Here is a 26391-nt window from a genome sequence, read left to right as displayed (position 1 = left end):
TTCACTGGTCGCCATAGTGGCCGAGCCTCCTGATGATGTCCTCGGCGGCGGCCAGGTTGTCCCGGGCCGCCTGCAGATCGGGGTCGATGCGCAGGGCCTCGCGGAAGTGGTGCATCGCGGTGCGGATGTTGGCGGTCTCGTCGCGGAGGGTCGGCCGGAAGCCGGCTCCGGGGAGCTTCCCGATGCGGTCCATGGCCTGCTCGACGAGGCTGACGCCCTGCCCGTTGCGCGCCCGGGCGACGTCCTTCAGGGCTTGCTCCGCTTCCCGGCGCAACCTGCCGTCCTCCGCCCTCATGGCACCGGTGATGCCGAGGGCGTCATGGATGCGCGCCTCGGCCTCGCCGAAGCGGTTCTGCCGCATGTCGACGTAGCCCTGGTTGATCAGGGTGGTGGCCCGCATCGTGTCGAGGAGGTCCTGGGTGGACGCGTTGCGCGGGATGCGGTCGAGCTCGGCCAGGGCGCGTTCGTAGCGCTTGGCCCGGATGTGGTCGAGCGCCGTGCCGAACAGGGCCTCCCTGCGGGCCTGTTCGAGGAGTTTGTCGACGCTGGGGTTGGCGGGGTCCCACGCCTTGGCCCGCTCCAGGAGCCGGACGCTGTCCTGCGTCGACCGCTCCAGCAGCCCGCGGTCGACGAAGTGCATGCCGAGCGCCTGGTTCTCGCGCGCGTACGGGCGCCCTTCGGTGGACCGCTCCGCCAGCAGATCGGCGGTCCGGGCGGCCTTCCGCGCCACCTCGCGCATCCGGTCCCGCTCGTCGAGCTCGTACAGGCGGGTCTGCCATCTGTTGTGCCACTCCAGGACGGTGCACAGCACGGAGGTCGGCGCGAAGCCCTGCCGTACGGCGGTGTTCAGCATCTCGATGCCGGCCTCGTAGTCGCCGTCGATGCCGCGCGGGAGCCGCTTCAGCGCCGCGGGGTCGTCGACGCGCTGGGTCGCCGTACGCACCAGTTCGGTGGCCCATTCCTCCAGCAGGACGCCGGCCCGGGCGGCGATCCCGGCGAACAGCTCCTCGTCCACGTCGTCCGGCGCGACGAAGGCGAGCGGCCCGTCGGCGAGCAGCGCGCGGGTGGCGACGGGGCCGTCCCGTACGGCTTCCAGGCAGCGCAGATGCATCCGGGCGGCCTTCTCCTCCTGCCGGTCCAGGCAGCGCGCGCCGTGGGCGCGGTGCAACTCCAGGAGTTCGTCGGCCAGTTCCCTGCGTAAGGCGGCGCTGTCCGCGTCGGGCGTGCCGGTCTCCCGCCAGAACCCGGGGTGGGCCAGCAGCAGGGCCCACAGGGCGGTCGCCGCGACCAGTTCGGGGCCGGCGGTGCCGGTGCGGGCGAGGGTGCCGAGGGCCGCCTCCCGGTAGACCGCGGCGAAGGTGTGCGCGAGCGGGACGTCCTGGCCGTGGTTGCTCAGGCAGCGGTCCAACTCCCGTACGGCGCCCGGCTCGTCGTCCTCCCCGAGTGCCCGCCACAGCGCCGGGCGGCCGGCCACGAGGTCCTCGATCAGGCGGTAGCGCCCCCGGCGTTCGAGGCCCGCGACGGCGTCGGGCAGCAGGACCGCGAGGAGGGCGTCGACACGGTCGTCCCGCTCCAGGGCGGCCGTCTCGACGTGCACGGGGTGGTCGGGGGGCAGCAGCCCGGCCGCCTCACGCAGCAGTTCCAGCGCGCCGGTCCGGTCCCCGTCCGCGTACGCGGCGACCGCGCGGTGGCAGAGGTAGGCGCCGTACTCCTCGCCCGCCTCGGGCACCAGCCGCAGCGTCCGCCGCCACAGGTCCTCGGCGGTGTCGTGGTCGCCGACGACCGCGGCGCAGCGCACCAGGGTGAGCAGGGCGGCGCCGTCGGCGTCCGCCGCGTCGGCCGCCTGCCGCCGTACGGCCGCCTTGAGCGCCTCGGTCGCGTCGCCGCGCCGCTTGCCCCGCGCCACCCGGGCACACAGCGCGGGCAGGACGCGGTCCAGGTCCACGAGCCCCGCCACGTCGTGCTCGGCCAGGGCCCGGGTGAGGACGTCGGCGGCCCGCGGCGCGTCGGTCCGGACGAGTCCGGCGGCGCGGGCGACGAGCAACGGCGCCGCGAGCCCCGGCACACCGTCGGCGGGCGGCTCCCCGTCGGGCGGGACGCCGTCCAGCGCCCCGGCAAGAAAGCCGGCAACCCGCCGGGCCCGCGCTTCCTCCTCCGCTCCGGTGCCGCCGACCGGGACGCGGGGTGGGGCGAGCTGCGCGGGGACGGGTGCGGACCCTGGGGCGGGCGTGGCCCCGTGAGTAGGTGCGGCTCCGTGGGCGGGCGAGGACTCGGAAGCGGGCGCGGGCTTGGGGGCGAGCACGGACTCGGGGGCGAGCGCATCTCCGGAAGCAGGCGCGGTCTCAGGCACAGTTGCGGTCCCGACGGCGGGCGCATCCCCGGAGACGGGCTCGCCCCCGGGGGCGAGCGTCGCCCCGGCAACAGGCGCGGCCTCATCAACCCGCGCACTCCCGGCGACCGGCGCGCCGCCGGCGACCCGCATGCCCCCGGCGACCGGCGCACCCCCCTGCGCCCCCGCACCGCCACCCGCACCCGCCCCCACAAGGCCACCGGCACCCGCACCCGCACCCGGCCACGCGGCCCCCGCACGACCCGCCGCCTCCTCCCCCACCCGCACGCCCCGTCCCGCCCGGCCGTTGACTGCCGCCGGCCCTCCCGCGTGTTCCGCCGCGGCCGCCCGCAGCAGGCGTACGGCCGCGTCGTGGCCGCCGTTCGCGAGGGCGGGCAGGGCCGCTTCCAGGGCGAGGACCGGATCGACTACGCCCTGGTCCGCGCCGTCCGGCTGCGCTCCCGTGGACAGCGCGGCGAGGCGCGCCGTGGTGAGGGCCGCACGGCGGACCTCGTTGACGGGGTGCCGCTCGGCCAAGTGGGCCAGCGCCGCGGCCAGTTCGGACCTGACATCGGCGTCGGTGGCCAGCGCGCGGCTGCGAACCAGGGCGGCGGCGAGCGGCCCGGCCTGGTCACGGCCGGTCCAGTCCGTCAGCGCCTCCACCAGCACCGGCTCGGCGTGCTGGGGTTCGGCCAGCAGCTGGGCGAGGCCGAGGAACCGACCGGTGCGCGCCCGGTGCCGTACGGCTCGCCAGGGTGAGAGGCCGGTGCCGGGCCGGGCGGCCCGCTCGGCCAGCAGCCGGGCCGCCCGGGACAGCGCACGGGCCTCGTCGGGCACGGAAGGCAGGGCGTCCGGCCCGGTGACCGCCGCGTCGGTGAGCCGGGCCGCCGCCTGCTCCGCGTACCGCACGGCCTCGTCCGTGCGGCCGGCCGCCCAGTGCACGGCGGCCTGCCGCAGCCCGAGCACCCCGGCGGTGTGCCGGGCCCGGGGCAGGCCGCGCCGCACCAGTCCGGTCAGCCGTTCCTCGGCGGCGTCCGTCCGGCCCGCGAGCACCTCCGCCTGCGCCCGCAGCAGCTCCGCCTTACGCCCCCGTACGCCGTGCAGGAGTGCCGTCACGTCCGCGGTGCGGCCGGCCTTCAGCTCCAGCAACGCCAGCAGCACCCCGGCCCGGTCGCGGCCCCGGTCACGTGCGGTGTGGAGCAGCTCACGGGCCCGCTCCGGGTCCCCGGGCAGCGCCAGCACCCCGTGCCACAGCAGCCGTTCGGCGTGCGGGAGCCGTCGGAACAGTGGCAGCCAGGTGAGCCGCTGGGCGGCCTCCGGGCGCCCGCGCGCGATCTCGACGCCGAGCATCGTGCGCAACGCCTCCAGCAGATACGGCAGTCCGGCGCCCCGCGTGTCCAGCCCGTCCCACTCGGGCAGGACGGGAGGCCGCCCCCCGGCGGTCATGCGCAGGCGCGCCTGCGCGAGCGGGGCGAGCCCTCCCGCCTCGGCGGCGAATTCCGCGGAACGGTCACCGGTCAGCGCCAGGTCCGGGTCGGCGTCCAGCAGCAGGCAGACCAGGGCCCAGCCGCCGGGCCGGCCCAGCCAGTCCAGACAGCGCTCGGCGACCGCGTCCGGATCGCCGCCGAGCAGCCGCGCCCAGGCCGCGTGGTAGGCGATGTCGGCCCGCCCGGGCAGCTGCTCGGCGAGCGGGACCAGGTGCTGCCGGGCGCGCACATGGTCGCCCTCCAGCAGATACGCCCGCCCGAGCGCGTACGGCTGCCAGGGCCCGGTGTCGGGGCCGGGTTCCGTCGCGGCGAGCAGTCCGGCCGTCAGCGGCGGCGGCACCTGCTCGCCGCCCGCGCCGGGCACCTCCTCCAGCCAGGCCAGCATCCGGCACAGGTCGAGCAGTTGGGCCGCGCGCGGGGTGAGCAGGTGGCCCCGGCCCGTCGCCGCGCCGGCCGCCCGGGCGAAGTCGCCGGAGTGCAGCCGCGCGGCCAGCAGCCCGTGCAGCGCGGACGCGTCGTTCGGGTCGGCCCGCAGCGCCGTCTCGAAGCGCTCGGCGGCCTCGGCCGGCCGGTCGTGCAGCAGCAGTTCGCCGTAGCCGAGCGTCCGCTCCACGCCGGGCAGCGGGCGGGTGGCCGCGAGCTGCCGGGCCAGCGCCTCCGCGCGCCCGATCCGCTGTGCCGGGTCGGCGAAGCCCGCCGCGAGCAGCCCCATGACCTGGTCGACCACCTCCTGCGGCGGCCGTGCGTGGCGGGCCAGCAGGTCGGCGTACACACCGAGGGATGCGTCGCCGTCCGCGCCCCAGCGGGCGAGCGTGGCCGCGGCGCCGACGCGGGCCTCCTCGTAGGCGCGCTCCGCGCGGTACAGCCGGGTCAGCAGGTCCTCGGCCCATGGCCGGTCACCGGGCCGGCCGCGGGCCGCCAGTGCCCCGGCCAGCGGGAACCAGGACTGCTGGAGGCCGGTCTGGGCGGTGCCGGCCATGCGCTCGCCCAGGTCCCGCAGCCGGTCGAGGTCGGCCTCCTCCAGCAGCGGCAGGAAGGGGCCGGTCAGCAGGGACTCCTGGAACGACAGCCACAGCCCGGCCGTCTGCTCCGGCCGCTCCTCGAAGCGCGGCAGCAGCTCCCGCAGCCGCGCCAGTCCCCGGCCGGGGTCGGCGTCGGCGAGGGCGGCCGCCCAGGCGTTCTGCAGCCGCCCCAGGAAGGTGAGGTTGTTGCGGACCGACCGCTGCGGCTGCATCCGTCACCTCCGGCCCTGCTCGCGGCCCGACAGCCGGGCGAAGTGATCGGCCTGGAAACGATTGCCCGCCTGCCTGAACGCCCGCTCCGCCCGCCGGGCCAGATCGGCGCGGACCGTCCCGTCCGCCATCCGGGCGCCGGCCCGGACGAGGTCGTGCGCCTTCGCCCAGTGCGCCGCGGCGACGTCGTACGTGCCCTGCTGCTCCAGCGCCTCCGCCAACTCGGCCAGTACGGACGGCAAGAGGTCGCGGCCGGTGCGGCCGTCCTCGGCGAGCGGCTGCAGCAGGGACACGGCCTGGGCCGGCCTGCCCTCCGTGCGCGCCCGCCGCGCCTCGGCGAGCTCGCGGGTCCCGGGGGCCGGCACCCGCGGTGCGGAGGCCGCGGCCGGCCTGGTCCCAGGCAGCGCGTCCAAGGCGGCCATCACCTCGTCCGCGCCCCGGAAGCGGCGGGCGGGCCGCACCTCCAGGCAGCGCAGGACCAGCGCGTCGAGTTCCGGCGGGACCGAGTTGTTGAGCGCGGACGGCGGGACGGGCGGAGCCTTGAGCTTCTGCTCCTGGAGCCACTCCCCGTGGGCCCGCTGGGGCAGGGACAGCGGCGGAACGAGGTGGTCGTAGGCGTGCCGGCCGGCGAGGCCCTCGTACATGAGCAGGCCCAGCGAGTAGAGGTCGGAGGCGGGCACGCTCGCCCCGGCGGCCGTCTCCGGCGCCATGTACTGGATGGTCCCGGCGGTGCCCGGGACCATGCCGCCGTCCAGCATGCGGGCGGCGAGCCCGAAGTCGATCAGCCGGACCGAACGGTCCGTGCCCAGCAGGACGTTGTCCGGTTTGAGGTCGCGGTGCAGCAGCGGCGGGACCAGGCCGTGCAGCCCGCGCAGCGCCAGGCAGATCTGCCTGGCCCACTTGACCATGAGCCGCGCGGGCACCCGCTGCAGCCGGGCGAACTCGGCGGCGAGGGTGCTCCCCTGCACGTACTCCATGACCAGGAAGGCCCGGCCGCCCAGGTCCCGGGCCAGTCCGCCGTCGTAGACGTGCACCAGATGGTGGCGGGCCTCGGTGTCGGCCATCGTGCCCATCGCCTCGGCGAGCAGCAGCACGTCGGCGAACAGGTCGGCGGCGGTCGCCTCGGTGATGCCCGTGCGCCGGGACAGCTTGCACGCCACCTGGCGCACCGGGTTGCCGAGGATGTACTGCTCGCTGCGGTAGACCGCGCCGAAGCCGCCTCCGCCCAGCCAGTCGCGCAGTACGTACCGGCCGTCGACCGTCCTGCCGGTCAGGCCCCGCATGCCGGACTCATCGGTCGGGATCACGCCTCACGCACCCCTCTCCGGTCCAGGTTCGGTCAACTCCCCTTCCTGGTACGACACTTCGGGGTCCGTCCGCGGTTCCGGGGGAAGGAATCGGACCTCAGTGCCCGGCGTCGCCATACCGGTGACGGCGTCCGCCGGGCCGGTCGGGGACAGGCCGACCACGACCCGGCCGCACGCGCGGTACTCCTCCGGATGCGCCTCGGCCGCCGCGAGCGCCGGGTTGTCCACCCAGTCCTTGAGGATCCGCCGCATCACGCGTCCGCCCTCCCGGCCGCGGGCCTCGCGGTCGAGCCGGTGGCCGAGCTCCGCGGCCCGGTCCAGCAGCTCCGCCGAGACGACGAGCTCCTTCTCCCGGCGCTCGCGCCAGCGCTCCTGCCACTGGTTCAGGATCTTGCGCCCGATGCCGTGCATGGCCGCCCGGTCGAGCTGGCGGAAGACGACGATCTCGCGGATACGGGCCAGGAACTCCGGTGTGAAGACCGCGTCCCCGTGGCGGTGCCGGACCTCGGCGAGGCGCTCACGGACGGCCTTGGAGACGTCCTCGTCGGCGCTGTCGGGGCCCATCCGGGAGATGACCTCCTGCCCGGCGTTCGTGGTGAGGACGAAGATCGCCCGGTCTCCGTGCGCCTTCTCCCCGCGCTGGTCGGTGATCCAGCCCTCGTCGAAGAGGTTGAGGAAGGGGCGCAGCACCTCGGGGTGCGCCTTCTCCGCCTCGTCGAGCAGGACCACGCAGTACGGATCGGCGTTGAGCTCCCCGATCAGCCGCCCGCCGCGGTCGAAGCCCGCGTAGCCGGGCGGCGAGCCGAGGATGCTGGCGACGCTGTGCGGCTCGGTGAAGTTCCCCATGGTGTACGTCTGCAGCCGCTTGGACGCCGAGTAGAGGTCCGCGACCGCCTTGGCCAGCTCGGTCTTGCCCACCCCGGTCAGCCCGGCGAACAGCAGCACGGACGCCGGTCCCGAGGTGTCCGCCAGGCCCGCCTTGATGCGCCGCAGTTCGCCGGCGACGGTCCGTACCGCCCGTTCCTGGCCGACCACTTGGGCGGCGAGCGCCGCCTCGTAGTCGATCCCGTCCTCGCCCGTGCCGGCGATCTGGCCGCGCGGCACCCGGGACAGCTCCGCGACCGCGTCGACGACCTCCGCCTGGGTCACCGCCGCGCGCTCGTCCCCCTGCTGGGTCCGGGCGTAGTGCAGGTCCTCGTAGGCGCGGGCGAGCACGCGGACCGCGGACAGCGGCAGCCGCTGGTGCGGGATGAACTCGCCCGCCAGCAGCACCGCCCGGTGCACCGCGTGGTCCTCGGCCGGGATGCCGAACTCCTCCGTCAGCCCGTCCGCCGCCAGGCGCGCCATGTCGCACGCCGTCTCCCGGTCCGGCTCCGTCATCTCGACCCGGGTGGTCAGCTCCTGCAGGGCGTGGTCGGCGGCGACCAGGTCGTCGTAGTCGTGCACGGACAGCGCACCGACCAGGTGCACACGGCGTTCCTTGAGGGCCCGGCGCAGCTGGAGCAGATGGTCGGTCCCGTGCGGGCCCCGCAGCAGTCCGCCGAGGCCGTCGAGGCAGACGACCAGGTCGGTGCGGCCGGAGACCTGCGCGACCAGGGCGGCGAGCTGCTCGCCGCTCTTCTCGGCGGCGACGTCCCGGCAGTCCACCCGCAGGAACCGTTTGCGCCGCAGGAACGGGATCTCCCCCGTCGCCGCCCGCCGGGCCAGCTCGTGCAGCAGCGTCGTGGTGCCCACGCCCGGCAGGCCGGTGATCAGCACATGGTTGTTCTCGGTGCGGTGCAGCGCCCGGCACAGCGGATCGAAGTAGCGGTCGAGGTGGCAGGCCGGCGCGATGCTCCCGGTGCGGGCGAGCCAGGTGAGGTCCTCGGAGGGCGGCAGGAACGCGGGCAGCGTGTACGCCGTCTCCCGCGGGGTGGTGCTGCGCGACTCCTGCAGCACCTCCCGTACGTGGGCCCGTAACCGGTCCGGGTCCAGGCGCAGCGGGTCCGCGCGCAGGACGCCGGTCAGCCGGGGCGAGGGGTCGTCGAGGAGCGCGGCCAGCAGGTGCGGGGTGTCGATCCGGTCGGCGTCCCAGAGCGCTGCGGTACGGCGGGACGCGCGCAGCAGGGTGTGGAAGGCGTCACCGCATTCGTCGCGGTGCAGCCGCGGTGGTGCCGGGCGGCCCCGCTCGGAGAGCCGGAAGGCCGCGGTGATGATCTCCGTGGCCTTCACCAGGCCGATCTGCGGCGGCAGTTGGAGCCGCAGCAGCCGCTCCGCGAGGCCCTCGGTCTCGCCGAGCAGGGCGAGCAGGCAGTGCGGTGGCAGCAGGCGGTCGTAGCCCAGTTCGGCGGCCCGCTCGGCGGCCTGCTCCAGGACGGCCCAGACGTCCGCCGTGAACTCCTCCGACCGCAGCCGCCCCGAGTTCTCGTCGAACAGCTCGGGCAGCGGCTCCAGTTGGACCCGAGCCCGCCGGCGTAACGCCTCGGCCGCCCGCGGCAGGTCCAGCACCCCGCCCAGGAACTGCCGGTCCTGCTCGTCGGGATGCTCGAGCACACAGGCCAGGAGTAGTTCGAGGGTCACCTCGTGGAGGCCGGGCGCGGGAGCGGCAGCCTTCTCGTCGGCGTGGGCGGCGTACTGCGCGGCGAAGTCGGCGAACGCCGCCATCAGTTCCGGCGCGATGCGGCCCGGCGACCCGTCGAACCCGTAGGCGGTGCCGGGCGGGTCGTAGACGTCGATGGCCTCCATCAGGTGCTGCGGTGCGGCACCCTCGGCGAGCGCCGCCTCCAGCGCGGGCAGCACCACCGGGTCCCGGCCGGCCAGCACGGCGAACAGCACGTCTCCGGGCCGCAGCCGGCCGGCCGCCCGCTCGGACGCGGCTCTCAGGACGTCATGGGTACGCCGGTCCCCGCACGCCCCGGGGTCCAGCACACCGTCGGTGAACAGCAGCGGCGGCAGTGCGGATGCGGACCTGCTCGGTGCCATGACGGATGGGTCGTGCCGTGCGGAGTCTTCTGACTGCATACCTGTGCCCGCGGCACCGCCCTGTACAGGTACCGGCCCGCGGACCCACCTCCCCGTTGACGAAATGCTTCCACACGAGCACCCGTGTGACTCCCGCATCCGTCAAAAAGCACATGCCCCACCGTTCCGTTGGGAAATGTGCACGAATCGAGGTGGCCGGCGATCAGGCCCGGCGGCCGGCGGGGGGTGGGCGCCCGTCGACGCCCACCCTCCTGTGCTGCTGGCCGCAGTCGAGGGTGCGCTCAGTTGCGCGAGTTGCCGAACAGGATGCGGTAGACGATCAGCAGCACCAGCGAACCGCCGATCGCCGCGGCCCAGGTCGCTCCGTCGTAGAAGCTCTTGGTGATCGGGTGGTCCAGCCAGCGCGACGAGATCCAGCCGCCGATGAACGCGCCCGCGATGCCTATGAGGGTCGTGCCGATGAAGCCGCCCGGGTCACGGCCCGGCAGCAGGAACTTGGCGATGGCCCCGGCCAGAAGCCCCAGGATGATCCAGCTGATGATGGTCATGCCCTCAACCTGCCCTTCCGCGCTGTGCATGCACTTTCCGGACAGTGTGCATTCGGTCAAGATCCGCTGTGCTCTCGCGCGCTCGTGCCTGCCCTTTCGATGAACAGGACGTCACGACCGCGCCCACCGGTTGCAGGGGTCGGTGATGCTCCCGGTACGCACACCGGAGCTTCACCGACCGCCGCGGGCGCGGCTCGCTCACCGCGCCTTCGTGCGTATGGCGAAGTCGTCCCATGGGGCCATCTCCATCTCCTCGACCGTCTCCTCGTACCAGCCAGTGCCGTCCACCCAGGCGCTCAGCCAGGCCGTGAGGCTGGGGGCGTCGACGTACCAGGCGTGGCCGGCCTCGTCGGCGTTCGGCTCGAAGAGCAGGACGGGGGCTTCGGGGGCACGGCAGTCCACGCACGCGTACATCGCGCAGCCCCAGTGGGGTATCGGCAGGACGCCCTCGGGCCAGGGCCAGTCCGGGTCCTTGCGGCCGCTCTCGCGGTTGGCGAGGTACTGCGCGACGGCGGCGGGCTCACCGGCGGGCGGGCTGTCGAGCAGGGGCAGCAGGCCGTACTCCGGGCCGAATCCGCCGTCGCCTATGCGCAGGTAGAGGTCGCAGAGCAGAGGAGGCAGGGTGAAGCCGAGGGCGGCCTCGGCACGGGCCAGGGTCGACACGCCGGCCGGCCCCGGAAGTGAAGGCCAGCCCCACGGGCGGGTGTTGCGCGCCTTGTCCGCCACCCGTGCCAGCAACTGCTCGTTCTCGCTCATGGGTTCATGATGCAAGGCGCCACTGACAATCGGGCGGGCCTGTGGACAACCGCCGGGTTGTGGACGACCGGCGAGCCGTGGAAGAGGAGAACCTGCGGGTCAGCGGCCCGCGAACGGCTCGTCCGTCCGCACGATCTCGCGGCCGAGCGGCAGCAGCGAGACCGGGATCAGCTTGAAGTTGGCGATGCCGAACGGGATGCCGATGATCGTGATGCACAGGGCGATGCCGGTGACGATGTGCGCGAGCGCCAGCCACCAGCCGGCCAGGATCAGCCACAGGACGTTGCCGACGCAGGACGGCGCACCGGCGTCGCGGCGCTCGACCGTCGTGTACCCGAAGGGCCACAGGGCGTAGACGCCGATGCGGAACGCGGCGATGCCGAACGGGATGCCGATGATCGTGATGCAGAGCAGGAGGCCCGCGGCCAGGTACCCGAGGAACAGCCAGAAGCCGCTCAGGACGAGCCAAATGACGTTCAGGATGGTTTTCACTGGTGACGACCTGCCATCTTCTCGAGCCGGGCGATGCGCTCTGCCATCGGCGGGTGTGTCGAGAACATCTTGGAGAGTCCCTGCCCCGGTCGGAAGGGATTCGCGATCATCATATGGCTGGCGGTTTCGATACGCGGCTCGGGCGGCAACGGCAGCTGCTTGGTGCCCGCTTCGAGCTTGCGCAGCGCGCCGGCGAGCGCGATCGGGTCGCCGGTCAGCTGGGCGCCGGACGCGTCGGCCTCGTACTCCCTGGAGCGGCTGATGGCCAGTTGGATGAGGCTGGCCGCGAGCGGGCCCAGGATCATGATCAGCAGCATCCCGAGGATGCCCGGGCCGTCGTCGTCGTCCGAGCGGCCGACGGGGATCAGCCAGGCGAAGTTGACCAGGAACATGATCACGGAGGCGAGGGCGCCGGCGACCGACGAGATGAGGATGTCGCGGTTGTAGACGTGGCTCAGCTCGTGGCCGATGACGCCGCGCAGCTCGCGCTCGTCCAGGATGCGCATGATGCCTTCCGTGCAGCACACGGCGGCGTTACGCGGGTTGCGGCCCGTCGCGAAGGCGTTGGGCGCCTCCGTCGGCGAGATGTAGAGGCGGGGCATGGGCTGGCGGGCCTGGGTCGAGAGCTCGCGGACCATGCGGTAGAGAGCGGGGGCCTCGAACTCGCTGACCGGCCGGGCACGCATCGCGCGCAGCGCCAGCTTGTCGCTGTTCCAGTACGCGTACGCGTTCGTGCCCAGTGCGATCACAACCGCGACGACGAGCCCCATACGGCCGAAGAAACTGCCGATGACGATGATGAGGGCGGACAGTCCTCCGAGGAGTACTGCGGTCCTTAGCCCGTTGTGCCGGCGGTGCACGGTACGCCCTCCAAGTGGTGCAGCAGGGGAACCCTTTGCTTACGGAGCTTGCTTGCTGTCTCAGGTACCACCGGTGCCGTGGTTTTCACGTCCAGTGGACCCTCCCGCACTGGTCAACGCCAGGCGGGGGCCACTAGTTCCCTTGTGCGCACGGCGCCGCGCGTCGGCCGAGCGGGTGACGCGCGGGCCCGGGCGGCCGAGCGGTCGGGCGCGAGATCTCAGAAAAGGGTCGTGTCGGCGAAGCGCAGGATCAGCTGGGGCGCTCCGGACAGGGCGACGGCGAGGACGCCGGTGAGGGTGATGGCCGCGGTGAGGGGCGCCGGGAGCCGGTGCTTGACGGCCTCGCCCTCGGGGGCGCGGAACAGGAGTGCCGTCCACTGCAGGTAGTAGAAGAGGGCGATCACGACGTTGACGGCCATGATCACGGCCAGCCAGCCGAGTCCCGCGTCGACCGCCGCGGAGAACACGGTGACCTTGGCGAAGAGGCCGATGATGCCGGGGGGCAGTCCGGCCAGGCAGAGCAGGAAGAACGCCATCAGCAGGGCGGCGAGCGGGTTCGTCGCGTAGAGGCCGCGGTAGTCCGTGATCCGGTTCGCGGTCCTGGTGCGGCCCACCAGCGCGGCGACGGCGAAGGCCCCGAGGTTCACCGCCGCGTACATGAGCGCGTAGGCGACCGTGGAGCCGACGGAGTGCTCGGCGTCGTCGGAGTAGGCGGCCGCGGCGATCGGCACCAGGAGGTAGCCGGCCTGGCCCACCGACGACCAGGCCAGCAGCCGTACCGCGCTGTACGCGCGCGTGGCCTGCTGGCGCAGGGCGCCGACGTTGCCGACGGTCATGGTGAGGGCGGCCAGGGCCGCGAGCGCGGGACCCCAGACGTCGGCGTACGACGGGAACGCGACGACGGTGACGAGGATCAGGCCGGAGAAACCGACCGCCTTGCCGACGACCGACAGGAAGGCGGCGATCGGCAGGGGCGCCCCCACGTAGGTGTCCGGGACCCAGAAGTGGAAGGGCACGGCGGCCGTCTTGAAGGCGAAGCCGACCAGGGTGAGGACCACGCCGGTCTGGGCGAGCGTGTGGAGCTGCCCGTCGACGTGCTGGATGCGGCCGGCGACCTGGGTGAGGTAGAGGGTGCCGGTGGAGGCGTACACGAAGCTGATGCCCATGAGGCTGACGGCGGTCGCGGTGACCGACGACAGGAAGAACTTCAGGGCCGCCTCGGAGGACTTTTTGTCGCCGTACCGGAGCCCGACGAGCGCGAAGGCGGGCAGTGAGGCGACCTCCAGGGCGACGATCAGGGTCGCGAGGTCGCGGGAGGCGGGCAGCAGGGCGGCGCCGGCCGCGGAGGACAGCAGCAGGAACCAGTACTCCCCCTCGGGGAGTTGCTTGTCGGCGTCCTTCAGGGCGGTCACCGACAGCAGGGCGGACAGGAGGGCGCCGCCCAGGACCAGGAGCTGGATCACCAGGGTGAACCGGTCGGCCGTGTAGCTGCACGCGTGCGTGCCGCGCACGCAGAAGGTGCTGCGGTCGCCGTCCAACAGGGGCAGGAGCATCAGCGCGGCGGCGGCCAGCCCCGCGACGGACGCCCAGCCGAGCAGGGGCTTGCGCGCCTCGGACACGAACAGGTCGGCGACGAGCACCAGGAGCGCCACCACGGCGGCGATGGTCGGCGGCGCGACGGCGAGCCAGTCGACGGACTGGACGAGGTTCGCGGCCAGCGGCTGGGCCGGGGAGCTCATCGGGTGCCTCCTGCGAGGAGCTGCTGGACGGCCGGGTCGGTCAGGCCGAGGAGGGCCCTCGGCCACAGCCCGGCGACGACGGTGAGGGCGACGAGCGGGGTCCAGGCCGCGAACTCGTACAGGTGGACGTCGGCGAGCTTCGGCGCCTCTTCCTGCGGTTCGGCGCCCATGCAGACACGGCGGACCACGACGAGCATGTACGCCGCCGTCAGGAGCGTGCCGAAGGCCGCGATCGACATGAAGGTCAGGAAGGCTGGGCGGCTGAGGTCGGCGGCAGGCTTGAACGCGCCGAACAGCGCCAGCATCTCGCCCCAGAAGCCGGCCAGGCCCGGCAGCCCGAGCGAGGCGACCGCGCCGAAGGCGATCAGGCCGCCGAGGCGGGGGGCCTTGCCGTAGAGCGCGGCGCCCGTCCTGTCGGCGAGGGTGTCCAGGTCGGTCGTGCCCGTGCGGTCCTTGAGCGCGCCGACCAGGAAGAAGAGCAGGCCGGTGATGAGGCCGTGGGCGATGTTGGCGAACAGGGCGCCGTTGACGCCGGTCGGGGTCATGGTCGCGATGCCGAGCAGGACGAAGCCCATGTGACCGACGGAGGAGTAGGCGATGAGCCGCTTCAGGTCCCCCTTCGCCCCCTGCTTGGCCAGAGCCAGGCAGGCCAGCGATCCGTAGATGATCCCGACGACGGCGAAGGCGGCGAGGTAGGGCGCGAACGTGTGGAAGCCGTCGGGCGCGATCGGCAGCAGGATCCGAACGAAACCGTAGGTACCCATCTTCAGCAGGACACCCGCCAGCAGCACCGAGCCGACGGTGGGCGCGGAGGTGTGGGCGTCCGGCAGCCAGCTGTGCAGCGGCCACATCGGCGTCTTGACCGCGAGCCCGATCCCGATCGCCAGAACGGCGATGACCTGCACGGACGAGGTCAGGGACCGGCCGTTGTCAGTGGCGAGTGCCACCATGTCGAATGTGCCGGCCTTGATCCCGATCAGGAGCAGGCCGAGCAGCATGACGACCGAACCGAGCAGCGTGTAGAGGATGAACCGCCAGGCGGCCTGGGTCCTGCCCTCGCCGCCCCAGCGCGCGATGAGGAAGTACATCGGGATGAGCACCATCTCGAACGCGAGGAAGAACAGCAGCAGATCGAGGACGGCGAAGGTCGCGAGGGTGCCGGACTCCAGGACGAGCAGCAGGGCGACGAAGCCCTTCGGGGACGGGCCCGAGGGCATCTTGAAGTACGAGTGGAGCGCGCAGAGGAAGGTCAGCAGCGCGGTCAGGACCAGAAGGGGGAGGGAGATGCCGTCGACGCCGAGGTGGATCCGCACGTCGAGTGCCGGGATCCAGCTGATGTCGGTCGTGGCCTGCATCCTCGACGGATGGTCGTGGTCGAAGCCGAGCGCGAGGACGATCGCGGCGATGAGGACCACGCCGGTCACGGTCACGCCGTGCCGCAGCACGGCCTGCTCGGGCGACGTCCCCTTCAGCCCGGGCGGGGCCGGCAGCAGAGCGGCGAGCGCGCCGAGGAACGGCACGACGACGATCAACGCCAGAAGGACCTGCATCACGGACTCGCTGATATCGATCACGCCTGCTCACGCTCCCGTGGCGACGAGGACGACGGCGACCGCGAGGACGACGGTGCCGGCGAGCAGCGCGCTCACATAGGTCTGCACATTGCCGGTCTGGGCGCGCCGGACGGCGGCACCCAGCAGGCGGGGTAGGGCACCCGCACCGCGTACGTAGGTCTCGACGACCTCGCGGTCCAGGAACCGGACGAGACTCGCTCCGGCCTGGACCGGGCGGACGAAGAGGGCCGCGTACACGGCGTCCAGGTGGAAGCCGACGGCCGCGTGCCGGTGCAGCGGGCCGAGCAGCAGCCGCCCGGGGTCCGCCGGGTCGGGCGCCGAGGCGACGTCGCCGTACGCGGGTGCGTGGGTGGCGATGGCCTCGGCCTCGACGAGTCCGGCGTCGCCCTCGGGGTGGGCCGCGACCGCACCCAGCGGGACGCGGGCCGCGAGTGCCGTGCTGTGCCGCCAGGCGGCGTAGGTGACGATGCCGCCGACCAGGGCCACGCCCGTGCCGAGCACGGAGGTGGTGAGGGTCGGGGCGAGGTCGCGGCCGTCGAACCAGTCGGGCAGCGAGCGGTAGGCGAACCCGCCGAAGGCGAGCGAGGGGACGGCGAGCACCCACAGCACCACGGTCATGGTGAGCGGCTCGCGACCGTGGTCGGGGGCCTCGGCACCCCGGCCGCGGAAGGTGAGCAGCCACAGCCGCGTCGCGTACGCGGCGGTGAGCGCGGCCGTGACCAGACCCGCGACGAGGGTGATCCAGCCGGCGGCGCCCGGGACGTGCGCGGTGTGACGGGTGGCGGCGTGCTCGGCGGCGCCGAGGACGGACTCCTTGGAGAAGAAGCCGCTGAAGGGCGGGATGGCGGCGAGCGCCAGCAGCGCAACCGTCATCGTCCAGAAGGCGTCGGGGACGCGGTCGCGCAGATGGCTCATGCGGGACATGGCGGCCAGCGAGTTGGTGCCGACGGCGTGGATGATCACGCCGGCCGCGAGGAACAGCAGCGCCTTGAAGGCGCCGTGGGACAGGAGGTGGAAGACGGCGGCGGAGCGGTCGCCGACGGCGAGGGCGCCGGTCATGTAGCCGAGCTGGCCGATCGTCGAGTAGGCGAGGACGCGCTTGATGTCGTCCTGGGCGAGGGCGGCGAGACCCGAGCCGAGCATCGTGACGGCTGCCATGACGGCCATGACCACCATCGCGGCCGCGGAGGCCTCGAAGACCGGGAGGAGACGGGCGACGAAGTAGACACCGGCGGCGACCATGGTCGCGGCGTGGATCAGCGCGGAGACGGGCGTCGGGCCCGCCATCGCGTCGGGGAGCCAGGTGTGCAGCGGGAACTGTGCCGACTTGCCCGCCACGCCGGCCAGGAGCAGCAGGGCGACAACCGTCGGGTGGGCGAGTCCGCCGTGGGCGACGGTGCCGAGGATCGTCGTGATGCGGAAGGACCCGGCCTGGGTGGCGAGGGCGAACAGGCCGATGAGGAAGGGGACGTCACCGAGCTTGGTCACCAGGAAGGCCTTGATGGAGGCGGCGCGGGCCTCCGGGGTCTCCCAGTAGTGGCCGACCAGGAAGTACGAGCAGATGCCCATGATCTCCCAGCCGACCAGCAGCACGATCAGGTCGCCGGAGTAGACGACGAGCAGCATCGCGGAGGTGAACAGGGAGACGAGAGCGGCGTACGAGGGGTAGCGCGGGTCGTCGCGCAGGTAGCCCGTCGAGTAGATCTGCACGCAGGAGGCGACGACGCCGACCAGCACGGCGACGAGGGCGGCGAAGCCGTCGATGTGCAGCGCGAGCTCGATGGGGACCGAGCCGGTGGGCGTGAGTTCGGTGTGGGCGTCGATCGCCTGGCCGCCGCCCTGGCGCACGGCGACCAGCACGGCCAGCACGAAGGACGCGAGGGTCGGCAGGACGGCGAGCGGGCGGACGAAGCCGGGGGCGGTGCGCCCCAGGAGCAGGCCGGCCGCGGCGCCCAGGAACGGCAGCAGCGGGACGAGGACGGCGAGGGTGGTCGTGGTCACGCGGTGGCCTCAGCCTTCCCGGTCCGATCCGCCGCCGGGGCGTCGCCGTCGGGGCCGTCGCTCTCGTGCCCCTCGGCGCTGTCGCGGAGCTTGTCGATGTCGGAGGTGCCGCGGTTGCGGTAGACGGCCAGGACGATCGCCAGGCCGATGCCGATCTCGGCGGCGGCGATGGCGATGGTGAACAGGGTCAGGGCCTGGCCGGAGTGCAGCGTGTCCCTGGCGGCCTTGCTGAGCCAGACGTCGAAGGCGACGAGGTTGAGGTTGACGGCGTTGAGCATCAGCTCGACGGACATCAGGACCAGGATCGCGTTGCGCCGGGCGAGGACGCCGTACAGGCCGGTGCAGAACAGGAGGGCGGAGAGCACGGCGGGATAGACGAGGTGCATCAGCGGACCCCTTCCTTCTCGCCGCGGCTGCCCGGCACGCCCGGGGTGCTCGCGGCGCCGGACGCCGTGTCCGCCTTGGCCTTGCGGGACAGGACGATGGCGCCGACCAGGGCGGCGAGGAGGAGGACGGAGAGGGCCTCGAAGGGGAGGACCCAGTTCTGGAAGAGGCTCGCGCCGGTGACGGCGGTGGAGCCGACGGCCGGGCCGTCCAGGTCGATCCAGGTCGTGCGGAAGGCGTCGACGACGACCCAGACCAGGGCGGCGGCCGCGGCGACGGCCACGGTGAGGGCGGCCCAGCGGTTGCCGGAGTCGGCGTCCGGGGAGCGGCCGATCGGGGCCCGGGTGAGCATCAGGCCGAACAGGAGGAGGACGACGACGGAGCCGACGTAGATGAGGACCTGCACCCAGGCGATGAACTCGGCGGTGAGCAGGAGGTATTCGACGGCGAGGCCGCCGAGGGTGACCACCAGCCACAGGGCGGCGTGCACCAGCTGCCGGGTGGTGACGGTGACCAGGGCCGCGCCGAAGGTGACCAGGCCGACGAGGAGGAAGGCGATCTCGACGCCGGACGGGGAGAGGAAGCCGCGGGAGTCGGCGGCCATGGTCGTGGCGTGGACCGCGGTGGCGGCTGCGGCGGGGCTCACGACTCTCCTTCCTGCGGTTCCGCCTGGGCGGTCGCCAGCTTCTCGGCGGTCTTGCGGGCGGCGGCGATCTCCTTCGGTTCCTCCGCGCCGGGGTCCAGGGCCGGCGGCGCGGGCACCGTCCACATCCAGTCGCGGAGCTTGTCGCGTTCGTGGGTGAGCTCGTGGATGTCGGTCTCGGCGTACTCGAACTCCGGGGACCAGAACAGGGCGTCGAAAGGGCAGACCTCGATGCAGATACCGCAGTACATGCACAGGGCGAAGTCGATGGCGAAGCGGTCGAGGACGTTGCGGCTGCGTTCGCGGCCGCCGGGGGTCGCCGCCGGGACCGTCTCCTTGTGGGAGTCGATGTAGATGCACCAGTCGGGGCACTCGCGGGCGCACAGCATGCAGACCGTGCAGTTCTCCTCGAACAGGCCGATGACGCCGCGGGTGCGGGGCGGCAGTTCGGGCTGGACGTCCGGGTACTGCTCGGTGACGGACTTGCGCGTCATCGTGCGCAGGGTGACGGCGAGGCCCTTGGCCAGGCCGGAGCCGGGGATGCGGGACCGCGTGGCGGGCAGCGGCTCAGCCATCAGGAGATCACCACCTTGACGATGCCGGTGAGGGCGATCTGGGCGAGGGAGAGGGGGACGAGGAGGGTCCAGGAGAGCTTCTGGAGCTGGTCCTCGCGCAGGCGCGGGTAGGTGACGCGGAGCCAGATCACGAGGAAGGCGAGGACGGCCGTCTTCAGCAGGGTCCAGACCCAGCCGAGGCCGTCGGCACCCCAGGGGCCGTGCCAGCCGCCGAGGAAGAGGACGGTGGTCAGGCCGCACAGGACGATGATTCCGGCGTACTCGGCGAGGAGGAACAGGGCGAAGCGCAGGCCGGTGTACTCGGTGTACGCGCCGAAGATGATCTCCGAGTCGGCGACGGGCATGTCGAAGGGCGGGCGCTGGAGTTCGGCGAGCCCGGCGACGAAGAAGACGACCGCGCCGACGATCTGCCAGGGCAGCCACCACCACTCGAAGGCGTCGAGGATGCCGGGGAGGGAGACGGTTCCCGCCGCCATGGCCACGGAGGCGGCGGCGAGGAGCATCGGGAGTTCGTAGGCGAGGAGCTGGGCGGCGGTGCGCAGGCCGCCGAGGAGGGAGAACTTGTTGGCGCTGGCCCAGCCGGCCATGAGGGAGCCGAGGACGCCGACGCCCATCACCGCGAGGACGAAGAAGACGCCCGCGTCGATGACCTGGCCGACCGCGCCCTCTCCCGGGCCGATGGGGATGGCGAGGAGGACGACGAGGTACGGCAGGAGGGCGACGGCGGGGGCGAGCTGGAAGACACGGCGGTCCGCGCCCGCCGGGACGATGTCCTCCTTCTGCGCGAACTTCACGCCGTCGGCGACGAGTTGGGCCCAGCCGTGGAAGCCGCCGGCGTACATCGGGCCGAGGCGGCCCTGCATGTGGGCCATCACCTTGTGCTCGGTCTGCCCGACGATCAGGGGGAAGGTGAGGAAGACGACGAACACGATCAGGAGTCGCAGGGTGACGTCCAGGGCGTCGGTCACTGCGGGCCTCCTGCGGGGTCTTCGGGGTTCGCGGGCGGGTCTTCGGGGGCGGCGGTTCGGTCTTCGGGGCCGGTCGGGGCCTTGTCGGCAGGCGCCGCCTCCTTCTCGGAGGAGGGCTGCTCCTCGGTGGGGGACGGCTCCTCCGTGGAGGGCTCACGGTCTCCGGCGGCCGGTTCGTCGAAGGCCGGGCGGGCGTGGTGCCAGGGGGCGTCCGAACTGCGGGGAGCGGGACGGGTCTTCGGGGCTTCCGGTGACGGGGTCCCGGTGGTCCGCAGGGGCGGCTCTTCGCCGGACGCGGCCTCGGACGTCGCCTCCGACGCACCGGACTCGCCGGCCGCCCTCTGACTCGCCGACCCTTCCCCGGCCGTACGGGCGCGCCGGGCCGCACCCCCACCCGCGCCCGTCTCGGGAGTGCCCGTCTCGGGAGTGCCCGTCTCGGGGATGCCCGTCTCGGGGGTCGCCGTCTGACTCGCAGACCCCTCCGCCGCCGACCGCGCGCGCCTCGGCGCACCCGCACCCGCACCGGCACCGGCACCGGCACCAGCACCAGCACCAGCACCCTCGCCCGTCGACGGCGTCCCCGGCGTCCCCGGCGTCCCCGCCGAACCCGCGGAGCCCGCCGTCTGGCTCGCCGACCCCTCCCCCGCCGTCCGCGCGCGCCGTACCGGGCGGTCGCCCGCCGCGCGGGCCGCGCCTCGGGCCGGGCGGGCCGGGGCCGGGGGGAGCTGGCCCTTCAGGGGGCCCCATTCGTTGGGGTCGGGGACGCCCGGGGGAAGCATCTGGCGGCGCTTGGGGCCGCCGTGGTCGGACTCGCCGGGTTCCTTCGCGCCCGGCCAGGCCTTGGCGACGCGGGCGGCGAGGACGAAGTCCTTGCGGAGGGGGTGGCCCTCGAAGGTCTCCGGCAGCAGCAGGTGGTCCAGGGCCGGGTGGCCCTCGAAGACGACGCCGAACATCTCGTGGGTCTCGCGTTCGTGCCACGCGGCGCCCGCGTAGACGCCGACGGCGGAGGGCAGCGCCGGCGCCTCGTGCGGGACCGTGGTGCGCACCAGCAGCCGGCGCACCGGCGACAGGGACACCACGTGGGCCGCGACGCGGAACCCCGTGCCGGGTTCGTCGACCGCGCTCAGCCAGTCGAAGTAGGTGCAGTTCAGCCGGGAGCGCGCCACCTCCAGCGCGGCGAGCCAGGACGCCGGCGGGACGTCGACCGTCAGGACGTCGTACGACTCCTCGGCCGTGGCCTCCGTACCGAAGAGTTCGTCGGCGGGTGCGGGCAGCCAGCCGACCGTGCTCATCGGCCCTCCCCGGACGGGGACCCGGCGGCCGGCGGCCTGACCAGGTCGCTCTGCAGGGCCGCGGCGGACGGGCGGGACGTGCCGTAGCGCTCGCCCAGCGACTCGCGGGCGATCTTCTCCTGGAGCTTGAGGATTCCCTGGAGCAGGGCCTCGGGGCGGGGCGGGCAGCCGGGGACGTAGACGTCGACCGGGATGATCTGGTCGACGCCCTTGGTGACGGAGTAGGAGTCCCAGTAGGGGCCGCCGCAGTTGCTGCACGCGCCGAAGGAGATGACGTACTTCGGCTCCGGCATCTGCTCGTACAGGCGCTTCACGGCCGGGGCCATCTTGTCCGTGACCGTGCCCGAGACCACCATCAGGTCGGCCTGGCGCGGGCCCGGCGCGAAGGGGATGACTCCGAGCCGGATGAAGTCGTGGCGGGCCATGGACGCGGCGATGAACTCGATCGCGCAGCAGGCGAGGCCGAAGTTGAAGACCCACAGGGAGTAGCGGCGGCCCCAGTTCAGGACCACCTTCATCGGCTCCGGCGCGAGACGGGCCAGCGCGCCCAGCCGCTTCGGCTCCGGCAGCAGAACGGGCTCCGGGGACGGAACCGGGTCCGAGGTCCCAGCCGGGTCCGCCGGCTGTCCGTTGGTGTCTGGCGTCGTCACGTCCATGCCAGAACGCCCTTCTTGTATGCGTACAGCAGGCCCACGGTCAGGAAGCCGAGGAAGATGAACATCTCCACCAGCGTCGTCGCGCCGTAGCCGGGGGCGGCGAAGACCGTCGCCCAGGGGAAGAGGAAGATCGAGTCGACCGCGAAGATGACGTACAGGAAGGCGTAGACGTAGTAGCGGACCTGGGTGTGGGCCCAGCCCTCGCCGACGGGGTCGACCCCGCACTCGTACGTCAGGAGCTTCTCGGGCGTGGGCACCACGGGCCGCAGCAGGCGGCCGGCCCCGAAGGCGACCGCGACGAAGAGCACGCCGACGACGGCGAGCAGTCCTACGACGGAGTACGACTGGAAGTAGTCCGCCGCGACGACGGTCGGTTCCCGCACGTCCGTCTCCTCGCTCCCTGACTCGGCACGCCCCTGTGACCTGCGGCCCTGAGGAACGCTGCTGTCCGACGATCTGTACGCACGGGAGTCTAGGCCCTGATAAAGGGACGGTAAGCAGCCCGTCACGCCTTGAGATGCGCTTGAGACGCCGGGCCGGATGCCGGGGTGGGGTTTTCCCCAGGGGACGACGCCTGCCGACCTCATGGCGCGGGCGCGTTGCGCGCGGCACGCTAGCCCATATGACCGAACGACTCTCGCGCCCGATGGGGGCTCAGGAAGGCGACGGCGACCGTCTGCCGCCTGCCCGTTTCGCCTACGACCGGCAGACCTGGAAGGAGATCGCGCACCTCCTCGCGAACTTCCCCGTGGCACTGATCGGGTTCGTCTACGTCGTGACGGTGCTGTTCGTCGGCTTCGGGCTGACCGTGACCGTGATCGGCTTCCCGCTGCTCGCGGCCGGTCTCGCCGGCTCGCGGATGCTGGGCCGGATGGAGCGGGCACGCGCCAGGAGGCTGCTCGGACTGCACATCGACGAGCCGAGCCCACTGCCCGGACGCGGGGGCGGCTTCCTCCCCCGGCTGTGGATGCAGCTGAAGGACCCGGTGGGCTGGCGGACGGTGCTCTACGACTTCATCCGGCTGCCGTGGGGCGTCCTCACCTTCGCCATCACGCTGACCTCGCTGTTCGTCCTGTGGCCGGTGCTGCCGTTCGTCGCGCGCGGGCTGACCAACGCCGACCGGGCGATGGTGCGCGGCCTGCTGTCGCCCTCCGACGAGCTGGAGCGGCGGATCGCGGAGCTGGAGTCGGACCGGGGGGTCGTGGTCGACACGGCCAACGCCGACCTGCGGCGCATCGAGCGGGATCTGCACGACGGGGCACAGGCGCGCCTGGTCAATCTGGCGATGGGGCTCGGCCTGGCCAAGGAGAAGCTGCTGGAGGACCCCGACTCGGCGGCGGAGATGGTCGCGGAGGCGCACGGCGAGGTGAAGCTCGCGCTCCAGGAGCTGCGGGACCTGGCCCGGGGCATCCACCCGGCCGTCCTGACCGACCGCGGTCTCGACGCCGCCCTGTCCGCGGTCGCCTCGCGGTGCACCGTCCCCGTGAAGGTGACGGTCGACCTCGCCACCCGGCCCGCCGCGGCCATCGAGGGCATCGCCTACTTCACCGTCTCCGAGCTGCTGCAGAACATCAGCAAGCACAGCGGGGCGAAGACCGCGTCGGTCGAGGTGTGGCGGGCGACGGACCGGCTGCTGATCCAGGTGGAGGACGACGGCCGCGGCGGCGCGCGCCTCGACGCGGGTACGGGGATGCAGGGGCTCGCCGACCGGCTCGGCGCCGTCGACGGGCTGTTCGTCATCGACTCGCCGCAGGGCGGGCCGACGGTCGTCACGGCGGAGCTGCCGTGGCGCGACCGCGCGCCCGGCGACGGGCGCCCCGGCGAGCGCTGAGGTAGGGAAAACCCCCCTTCCAAGAGGCCGACGGACTCCATGGATCGCGGACCTGCGGCGGAGGACCGTGGAGGTACGGCGGGACAGCCGCAGGGACAGGCAGGACGAGTAGAACGGACGACGTCGATGGCCACGCAGTACGGACAGGGCTACGGACACGGTTACGACGACGGGTTCGGCCGCGGCGAGCGGCGCCGGCTGCCCGCCGGTCTGCGGGCGCCGTTCGAGGCGCGCAGCTGGCGCGAGTTCGCGTACGTGCTGCTCAGCCTGCCGATCGGCATCGCGCTCTTCGTCTACGCGGTCACCATGGTCTCGCTCGGCGCCGGTCTGCTGGTGACGTTCCTCGGCATCCCGGTGCTGGCGGCGGGGCTGGCCGGCTGCCGCGGCATCGCGGCGCTGGAGCGGACCCGGGCGCGCGCCCTGCTGGGCCTGGAGGTGGCCGACCCCGAGCCGCTGCGGATGAAGAAGTCGGGCGTGATGGCCTGGATGGGCGCCGTGCTGAAGAGCGGCACGTCCTGGCGGACCCTGCTGTATGCACTGCTCCAGTTCCCGTGGTCGGTGTTCTCGTTCGTCGTCGCGGTGAACTTCTGGGCCTACGGCTGGGCCCTGCTGACGTACCCCCTGTGGTTCTGGCTCTTCCCCATGTACGGCGGCCAGGACGGGCTCCAGCTCTACGGCGACTCGACCCACAGCATCTACCTGGACAACCCCTTCGAGATCACCGTCACCGCGCTGGTGGGACTGATCTTCACGCTGGCCACGCCGTGGATCGTGCGGGCGCTGACGACGGTGGACCGGCTGATGGTGCACGGGCTGCTCGGGCCCTCGCAGCTGTCGGCGCGGGTGGTGGAGCTGGAGTCGGACCGCGGTGTCGTGGTCGACACGGCGGCCGCCGACCTGCGGCGGATCGAGCGGGACCTGCACGACGGGGCGCAGGCCCGGCTGGTGGCGCTCGCCATGGACCTGGGCCTGGCGAAGGAGAAGCTGACCGAGGACCCGCAGGCGGCGGCCCGGATGGTCGACGAGGCGCACGGCGAGGTGAAGACGGCGCTGCAGGAGCTGCGGGATCTGGCCAGGGGCATCCACCCGGCCGTCCTGACCGACCGCGGTCTCGACGCCGCCCTGTCCGCGGTCGCCTCGCGCTGCATCGTGCCGGTGCAGGTGGAGGTGGACCTCGCCGAGCGGCCGGCGCCGGCGATCGAGGGGATCGCCTACTTCACCGTCTCCGAGCTGCTGCAGAACATCAGCAAGCACTCGCGCGCCACCTGGGCGGCCGTGGACGTCTGGCGGGTGGAGAACCGGCTGATGGTGCAGGTCATGGACAACGGGGTGGGCGGCGCGGACGCCGGCGGCGGCTCGGGGCTGGCCGGGCTCGCGGAGCGTCTGGACGCCGTCGACGGGATCCTGGTGGTGGACTCGCCGGCCGGCGGGCCGACCCGGGTCACCGCGGAGCTGCCCTGGCGCGGCGAGCGCTCGCTCGCCTGAACCCGGCCGAGTCGCTCACGCGAGCGTGAGGCCGATTCGCCCATCTGCGCCCGAGGCTGAAAAGTGCCTGATCCTTCCCTGTTCGGCGCAGTCCGATCCGAATGCTGGAATGCTGGACTACTGGCATTCGGAATCGGGCTGGGGGGCCGGACATCGTGGAGGACAGGGTGCGGGTGGTCATTGCCGAGGATTCGGTTCTGCTCAGGGAGGGGCTGACCCGGCTGCTGACCGACCGCGGGCACGACGTCGTCGCCGGTGTGGGTGACGGGGACGCGCTGATCAAGACCATCACCGAGCTGGACGGGCAGGGCGAGCTGCCGGACGTCGTGGTCGCCGACGTGCGGATGCCGCCGACCCACACGGACGAGGGCGTGCGGGCCGCGGTGCAGCTGCGCAAGGCGCATCCCGGCCTCGGCGTGCTGGTGCTGTCGCAGTACGTGGAGGAGCGCTACGCCACCGAGCTGCTGGCCGGTTCGAGCCACGGGGTGGGCTATCTGCTGAAGGACCGCGTGGCCGAGGTGCGGGAGTTCGTGGACGCGGTGGTGCGGGTGGCCCAGGGGGGCACCGCGCTGGACCCGGAGGTGGTCGCGCAGCTGCTCGGGCGCAGCCGTAAGCAGGACGTGCTGGCGGGGCTGACGCCCCGGGAACGGGAGGTCCTGGGGCTGATGGCCGAGGGGCGGACCAATTCGGCCATCGCGCGCCAGCTCGTGGTCAGCGACGGCGCCGTGGAGAAGCACGTGAGCAACATCTTCCTGAAGCTCGGGCTCTCCCAGAGTGACGGGGATCACCGGCGTGTTCTCGCGGTCCTCACCTATCTGAACTCGTGACGGGCTGACACTTGGTCAGAAGACGGCCGTTCGCCCGTCGCTCGGCCGTCCGTCCGGATTCCGTCCAGCCCTAGAACCGAACAAATGCGGGGAGCGTCTACAAGGGCAGCGCCGGGGGGCGAGAAATCATGACAAGTCAGGGTGTCACGAGGTCTCACATTCGTGTCCATGATGCGAATGGCCACGGGAAGGCGACCCTAAGCGACGTAGGGTTGATCCTGGGAAGGCCTGCGGGAAGGCCGGTCCCGGAGAGTCGCCTCGAGGGAGGTCCAGTTCAGTGACCAGCCAGGTCAGCAGGACAGCGGAGCAGGCAGACGGAACCGTCGTCGGAGAGCAGCGCGAGCCGGGCGGGACAAAGGACGTACGCAGGCTGGACCGGGTGATCATCCGTTTCGCGGGGGACTCCGGTGACGGGATGCAGCTCACCGGGGACCGGTTCACCTC

Annotated in this window: 20 protein-coding genes; 3 read left to right on the top strand and 17 right to left on the bottom strand. The window is 73.0% G+C overall.

From position 1 onward, the window contains the following. Nucleotide 1: 1 nt before the first annotated feature. From ACFU97_RS07135 to ACFU97_RS07055, 17 genes are all read right to left on the bottom strand, one after another. Nucleotides 2-5050 carry a hypothetical protein gene (locus tag ACFU97_RS07135; protein WP_384252048.1) on the bottom strand — a complete coding sequence of 1683 codons (5049 nt, stop codon included), beginning with the start codon at nt 5048-5050 and terminating at the stop codon, nt 2-4. Between the two features lie 3 nt (nt 5051-5053). Then, nucleotides 5054-6355 carry a protein kinase gene (locus ACFU97_RS07130; RefSeq protein WP_384252045.1) on the bottom strand — a complete coding sequence of 434 codons (1302 nt, stop codon included), beginning with the start codon at nt 6353-6355 and terminating at the stop codon, nt 5054-5056. Nucleotides 6356-6358: 3 nt separating this feature from the next. Beyond that, entirely contained in the window at nt 6359-9316 is a 2958-nt protein-coding gene (locus ACFU97_RS07125) for an AAA family ATPase (protein ID WP_384252042.1), read from the bottom strand. A 281-nt stretch (nt 9317-9597) separates the two neighbouring features. Further along, the gene (locus tag ACFU97_RS07120; RefSeq protein ID WP_384252039.1) at nt 9598-9864 is read right to left on the bottom strand and encodes a GlsB/YeaQ/YmgE family stress response membrane protein; all 267 of its coding nucleotides are present in this window, start codon (nt 9862-9864) and stop codon (nt 9598-9600) included. A gap of 198 nt (nt 9865-10062) precedes the next feature. Beyond that, complete coding sequence (locus ACFU97_RS07115) at nt 10063-10620, bottom strand: SMI1/KNR4 family protein (RefSeq protein WP_384252037.1); 558 nt, start codon at nt 10618-10620, stop codon at nt 10063-10065. A gap of 99 nt (nt 10621-10719) precedes the next feature. Next, complete coding sequence (locus ACFU97_RS07110) at nt 10720-11112, bottom strand: YccF domain-containing protein (protein ID WP_384252035.1); 393 nt, start codon at nt 11110-11112, stop codon at nt 10720-10722. Continuing rightward, nucleotides 11109-11972: a zinc metalloprotease HtpX gene (gene htpX / locus ACFU97_RS07105; protein ID WP_384252032.1), complete on the bottom strand. Its 864-nt coding sequence runs from the start codon at nt 11970-11972 to the stop codon at nt 11109-11111. The genes ACFU97_RS07110 and htpX overlap by 4 nt, the downstream gene beginning before the upstream one ends. A 218-nt stretch (nt 11973-12190) precedes the next feature. Then, nucleotides 12191-13711: an NADH-quinone oxidoreductase subunit N gene (locus tag ACFU97_RS07100; RefSeq protein WP_384252030.1), complete on the bottom strand. Its 1521-nt coding sequence runs from the start codon at nt 13709-13711 to the stop codon at nt 12191-12193. Continuing rightward, the gene (locus tag ACFU97_RS07095) at nt 13708-15285 is read right to left on the bottom strand and encodes an NADH-quinone oxidoreductase subunit M (RefSeq protein ID WP_384252028.1); all 1578 of its coding nucleotides are present in this window, start codon (nt 15283-15285) and stop codon (nt 13708-13710) included. Before ACFU97_RS07095 ends, ACFU97_RS07100 begins: the two co-directional genes overlap by 4 nt. 6 nt (nt 15286-15291) lie before the next feature. Further along, nucleotides 15292-17286 carry an NADH-quinone oxidoreductase subunit L gene (locus tag ACFU97_RS07090; protein ID WP_384252025.1) on the bottom strand — a complete coding sequence of 665 codons (1995 nt, stop codon included), beginning with the start codon at nt 17284-17286 and terminating at the stop codon, nt 15292-15294. Next, complete coding sequence (gene nuoK, locus ACFU97_RS07085) at nt 17283-17672, bottom strand: NADH-quinone oxidoreductase subunit NuoK (protein WP_384252023.1); 390 nt, start codon at nt 17670-17672, stop codon at nt 17283-17285. Before nuoK ends, ACFU97_RS07090 begins: the two co-directional genes overlap by 4 nt. Next, complete coding sequence (locus tag ACFU97_RS07080) at nt 17672-18274, bottom strand: NADH-quinone oxidoreductase subunit J (protein WP_384252707.1); 603 nt, start codon at nt 18272-18274, stop codon at nt 17672-17674. Before ACFU97_RS07080 ends, nuoK begins: the two co-directional genes overlap by 1 nt. 38 nt (nt 18275-18312) lie before the next feature. Continuing rightward, entirely contained in the window at nt 18313-18888 is a 576-nt protein-coding gene (locus tag ACFU97_RS07075; protein WP_384252021.1) for a NuoI/complex I 23 kDa subunit family protein, read from the bottom strand. Continuing rightward, entirely contained in the window at nt 18888-19856 is a 969-nt protein-coding gene (locus tag ACFU97_RS07070; RefSeq protein ID WP_384252019.1) for an NADH-quinone oxidoreductase subunit H, read from the bottom strand. Before ACFU97_RS07070 ends, ACFU97_RS07075 begins: the two co-directional genes overlap by 1 nt. Then, nucleotides 19853-21148, bottom strand: coding sequence for an NADH-quinone oxidoreductase subunit C (locus tag ACFU97_RS07065; RefSeq protein ID WP_384252017.1), 1296 nt, complete (start codon nt 21146-21148; stop codon nt 19853-19855). The genes ACFU97_RS07070 and ACFU97_RS07065 overlap by 4 nt, the downstream gene beginning before the upstream one ends. Further along, the gene (locus ACFU97_RS07060) at nt 21145-21804 is read right to left on the bottom strand and encodes an NADH-quinone oxidoreductase subunit B (RefSeq protein WP_384252015.1); all 660 of its coding nucleotides are present in this window, start codon (nt 21802-21804) and stop codon (nt 21145-21147) included. Before ACFU97_RS07060 ends, ACFU97_RS07065 begins: the two co-directional genes overlap by 4 nt. Beyond that, entirely contained in the window at nt 21795-22187 is a 393-nt protein-coding gene (locus tag ACFU97_RS07055) for an NADH-quinone oxidoreductase subunit A (protein ID WP_384252012.1), read from the bottom strand. The genes ACFU97_RS07060 and ACFU97_RS07055 overlap by 10 nt, the downstream gene beginning before the upstream one ends. Nucleotides 22188-22426: 239 nt before the next feature. Here ACFU97_RS07055 and ACFU97_RS07050 point away from each other — a divergent pair, with 239 nt between their 5' ends. The 3 genes from ACFU97_RS07050 (at nt 22427) to ACFU97_RS07040 (ending at nt 25947) form a co-directional block, all read left to right on the top strand. Continuing rightward, on the top strand, nt 22427-23635 hold the full coding sequence (locus ACFU97_RS07050; protein ID WP_384252009.1) for a sensor histidine kinase: 1209 nt from the start codon (nt 22427-22429) through the stop codon (nt 23633-23635). A gap of 126 nt (nt 23636-23761) precedes the next feature. Further along, the gene (locus ACFU97_RS07045) at nt 23762-25120 is read left to right on the top strand and encodes a sensor histidine kinase (RefSeq protein ID WP_384252007.1); all 1359 of its coding nucleotides are present in this window, start codon (nt 23762-23764) and stop codon (nt 25118-25120) included. A gap of 167 nt (nt 25121-25287) precedes the next feature. Then, nucleotides 25288-25947 carry a response regulator transcription factor gene (locus ACFU97_RS07040; protein WP_016437671.1) on the top strand — a complete coding sequence of 220 codons (660 nt, stop codon included), beginning with the start codon at nt 25288-25290 and terminating at the stop codon, nt 25945-25947. The last annotated feature ends 444 nt before the right edge of the window (nt 25948-26391 follow it).

Origin of the sequence: Streptomyces sp. NPDC057616 (assembly GCF_042800575.1) — a bacterium.
Classification (GTDB): Bacteria; Actinomycetota; Actinomycetes; order Streptomycetales; family Streptomycetaceae; genus Streptomyces.
The sequence above is the reverse complement of the archived record's forward strand: the minus strand, read 5'-3'. Positions and strand labels throughout refer to the sequence as shown.

Coding starts and splice junctions, on each gene's coding strand:
- ACFU97_RS07120 (WP_384252039.1), bottom strand. CDS start 9,864: ATGACCATCATCAGCTGGATCATCCTGGGGCTTCTGGCCGGGGCCATC.
- ACFU97_RS07125 (WP_384252042.1), bottom strand. CDS start 9,316: ATGGCACCGAGCAGGTCCGCATCCGCACTGCCGCCGCTGCTGTTCACC.
- ACFU97_RS07135 (WP_384252048.1), bottom strand. CDS start 5,050: ATGCAGCCGCAGCGGTCGGTCCGCAACAACCTCACCTTCCTGGGGCGG.
- ACFU97_RS07075 (WP_384252021.1), bottom strand. CDS start 18,888: ATGGCTGAGCCGCTGCCCGCCACGCGGTCCCGCATCCCCGGCTCCGGC.
- ACFU97_RS07050 (WP_384252009.1), top strand. CDS start 22,427: ATGACCGAACGACTCTCGCGCCCGATGGGGGCTCAGGAAGGCGACGGC.
- ACFU97_RS07080 (WP_384252707.1), bottom strand. CDS start 18,274: ATGGCCGCCGACTCCCGCGGCTTCCTCTCCCCGTCCGGCGTCGAGATC.
- ACFU97_RS07060 (WP_384252015.1), bottom strand. CDS start 21,804: ATGGACGTGACGACGCCAGACACCAACGGACAGCCGGCGGACCCGGCT.
- nuoK (WP_384252023.1), bottom strand. CDS start 17,672: ATGCACCTCGTCTATCCCGCCGTGCTCTCCGCCCTCCTGTTCTGCACC.
- ACFU97_RS07100 (WP_384252030.1), bottom strand. CDS start 13,711: ATGAGCTCCCCGGCCCAGCCGCTGGCCGCGAACCTCGTCCAGTCCGTC.
- ACFU97_RS07115 (WP_384252037.1), bottom strand. CDS start 10,620: ATGAGCGAGAACGAGCAGTTGCTGGCACGGGTGGCGGACAAGGCGCGC.
- ACFU97_RS07045 (WP_384252007.1), top strand. CDS start 23,762: ATGGCCACGCAGTACGGACAGGGCTACGGACACGGTTACGACGACGGG.
- ACFU97_RS07065 (WP_384252017.1), bottom strand. CDS start 21,148: ATGAGCACGGTCGGCTGGCTGCCCGCACCCGCCGACGAACTCTTCGGT.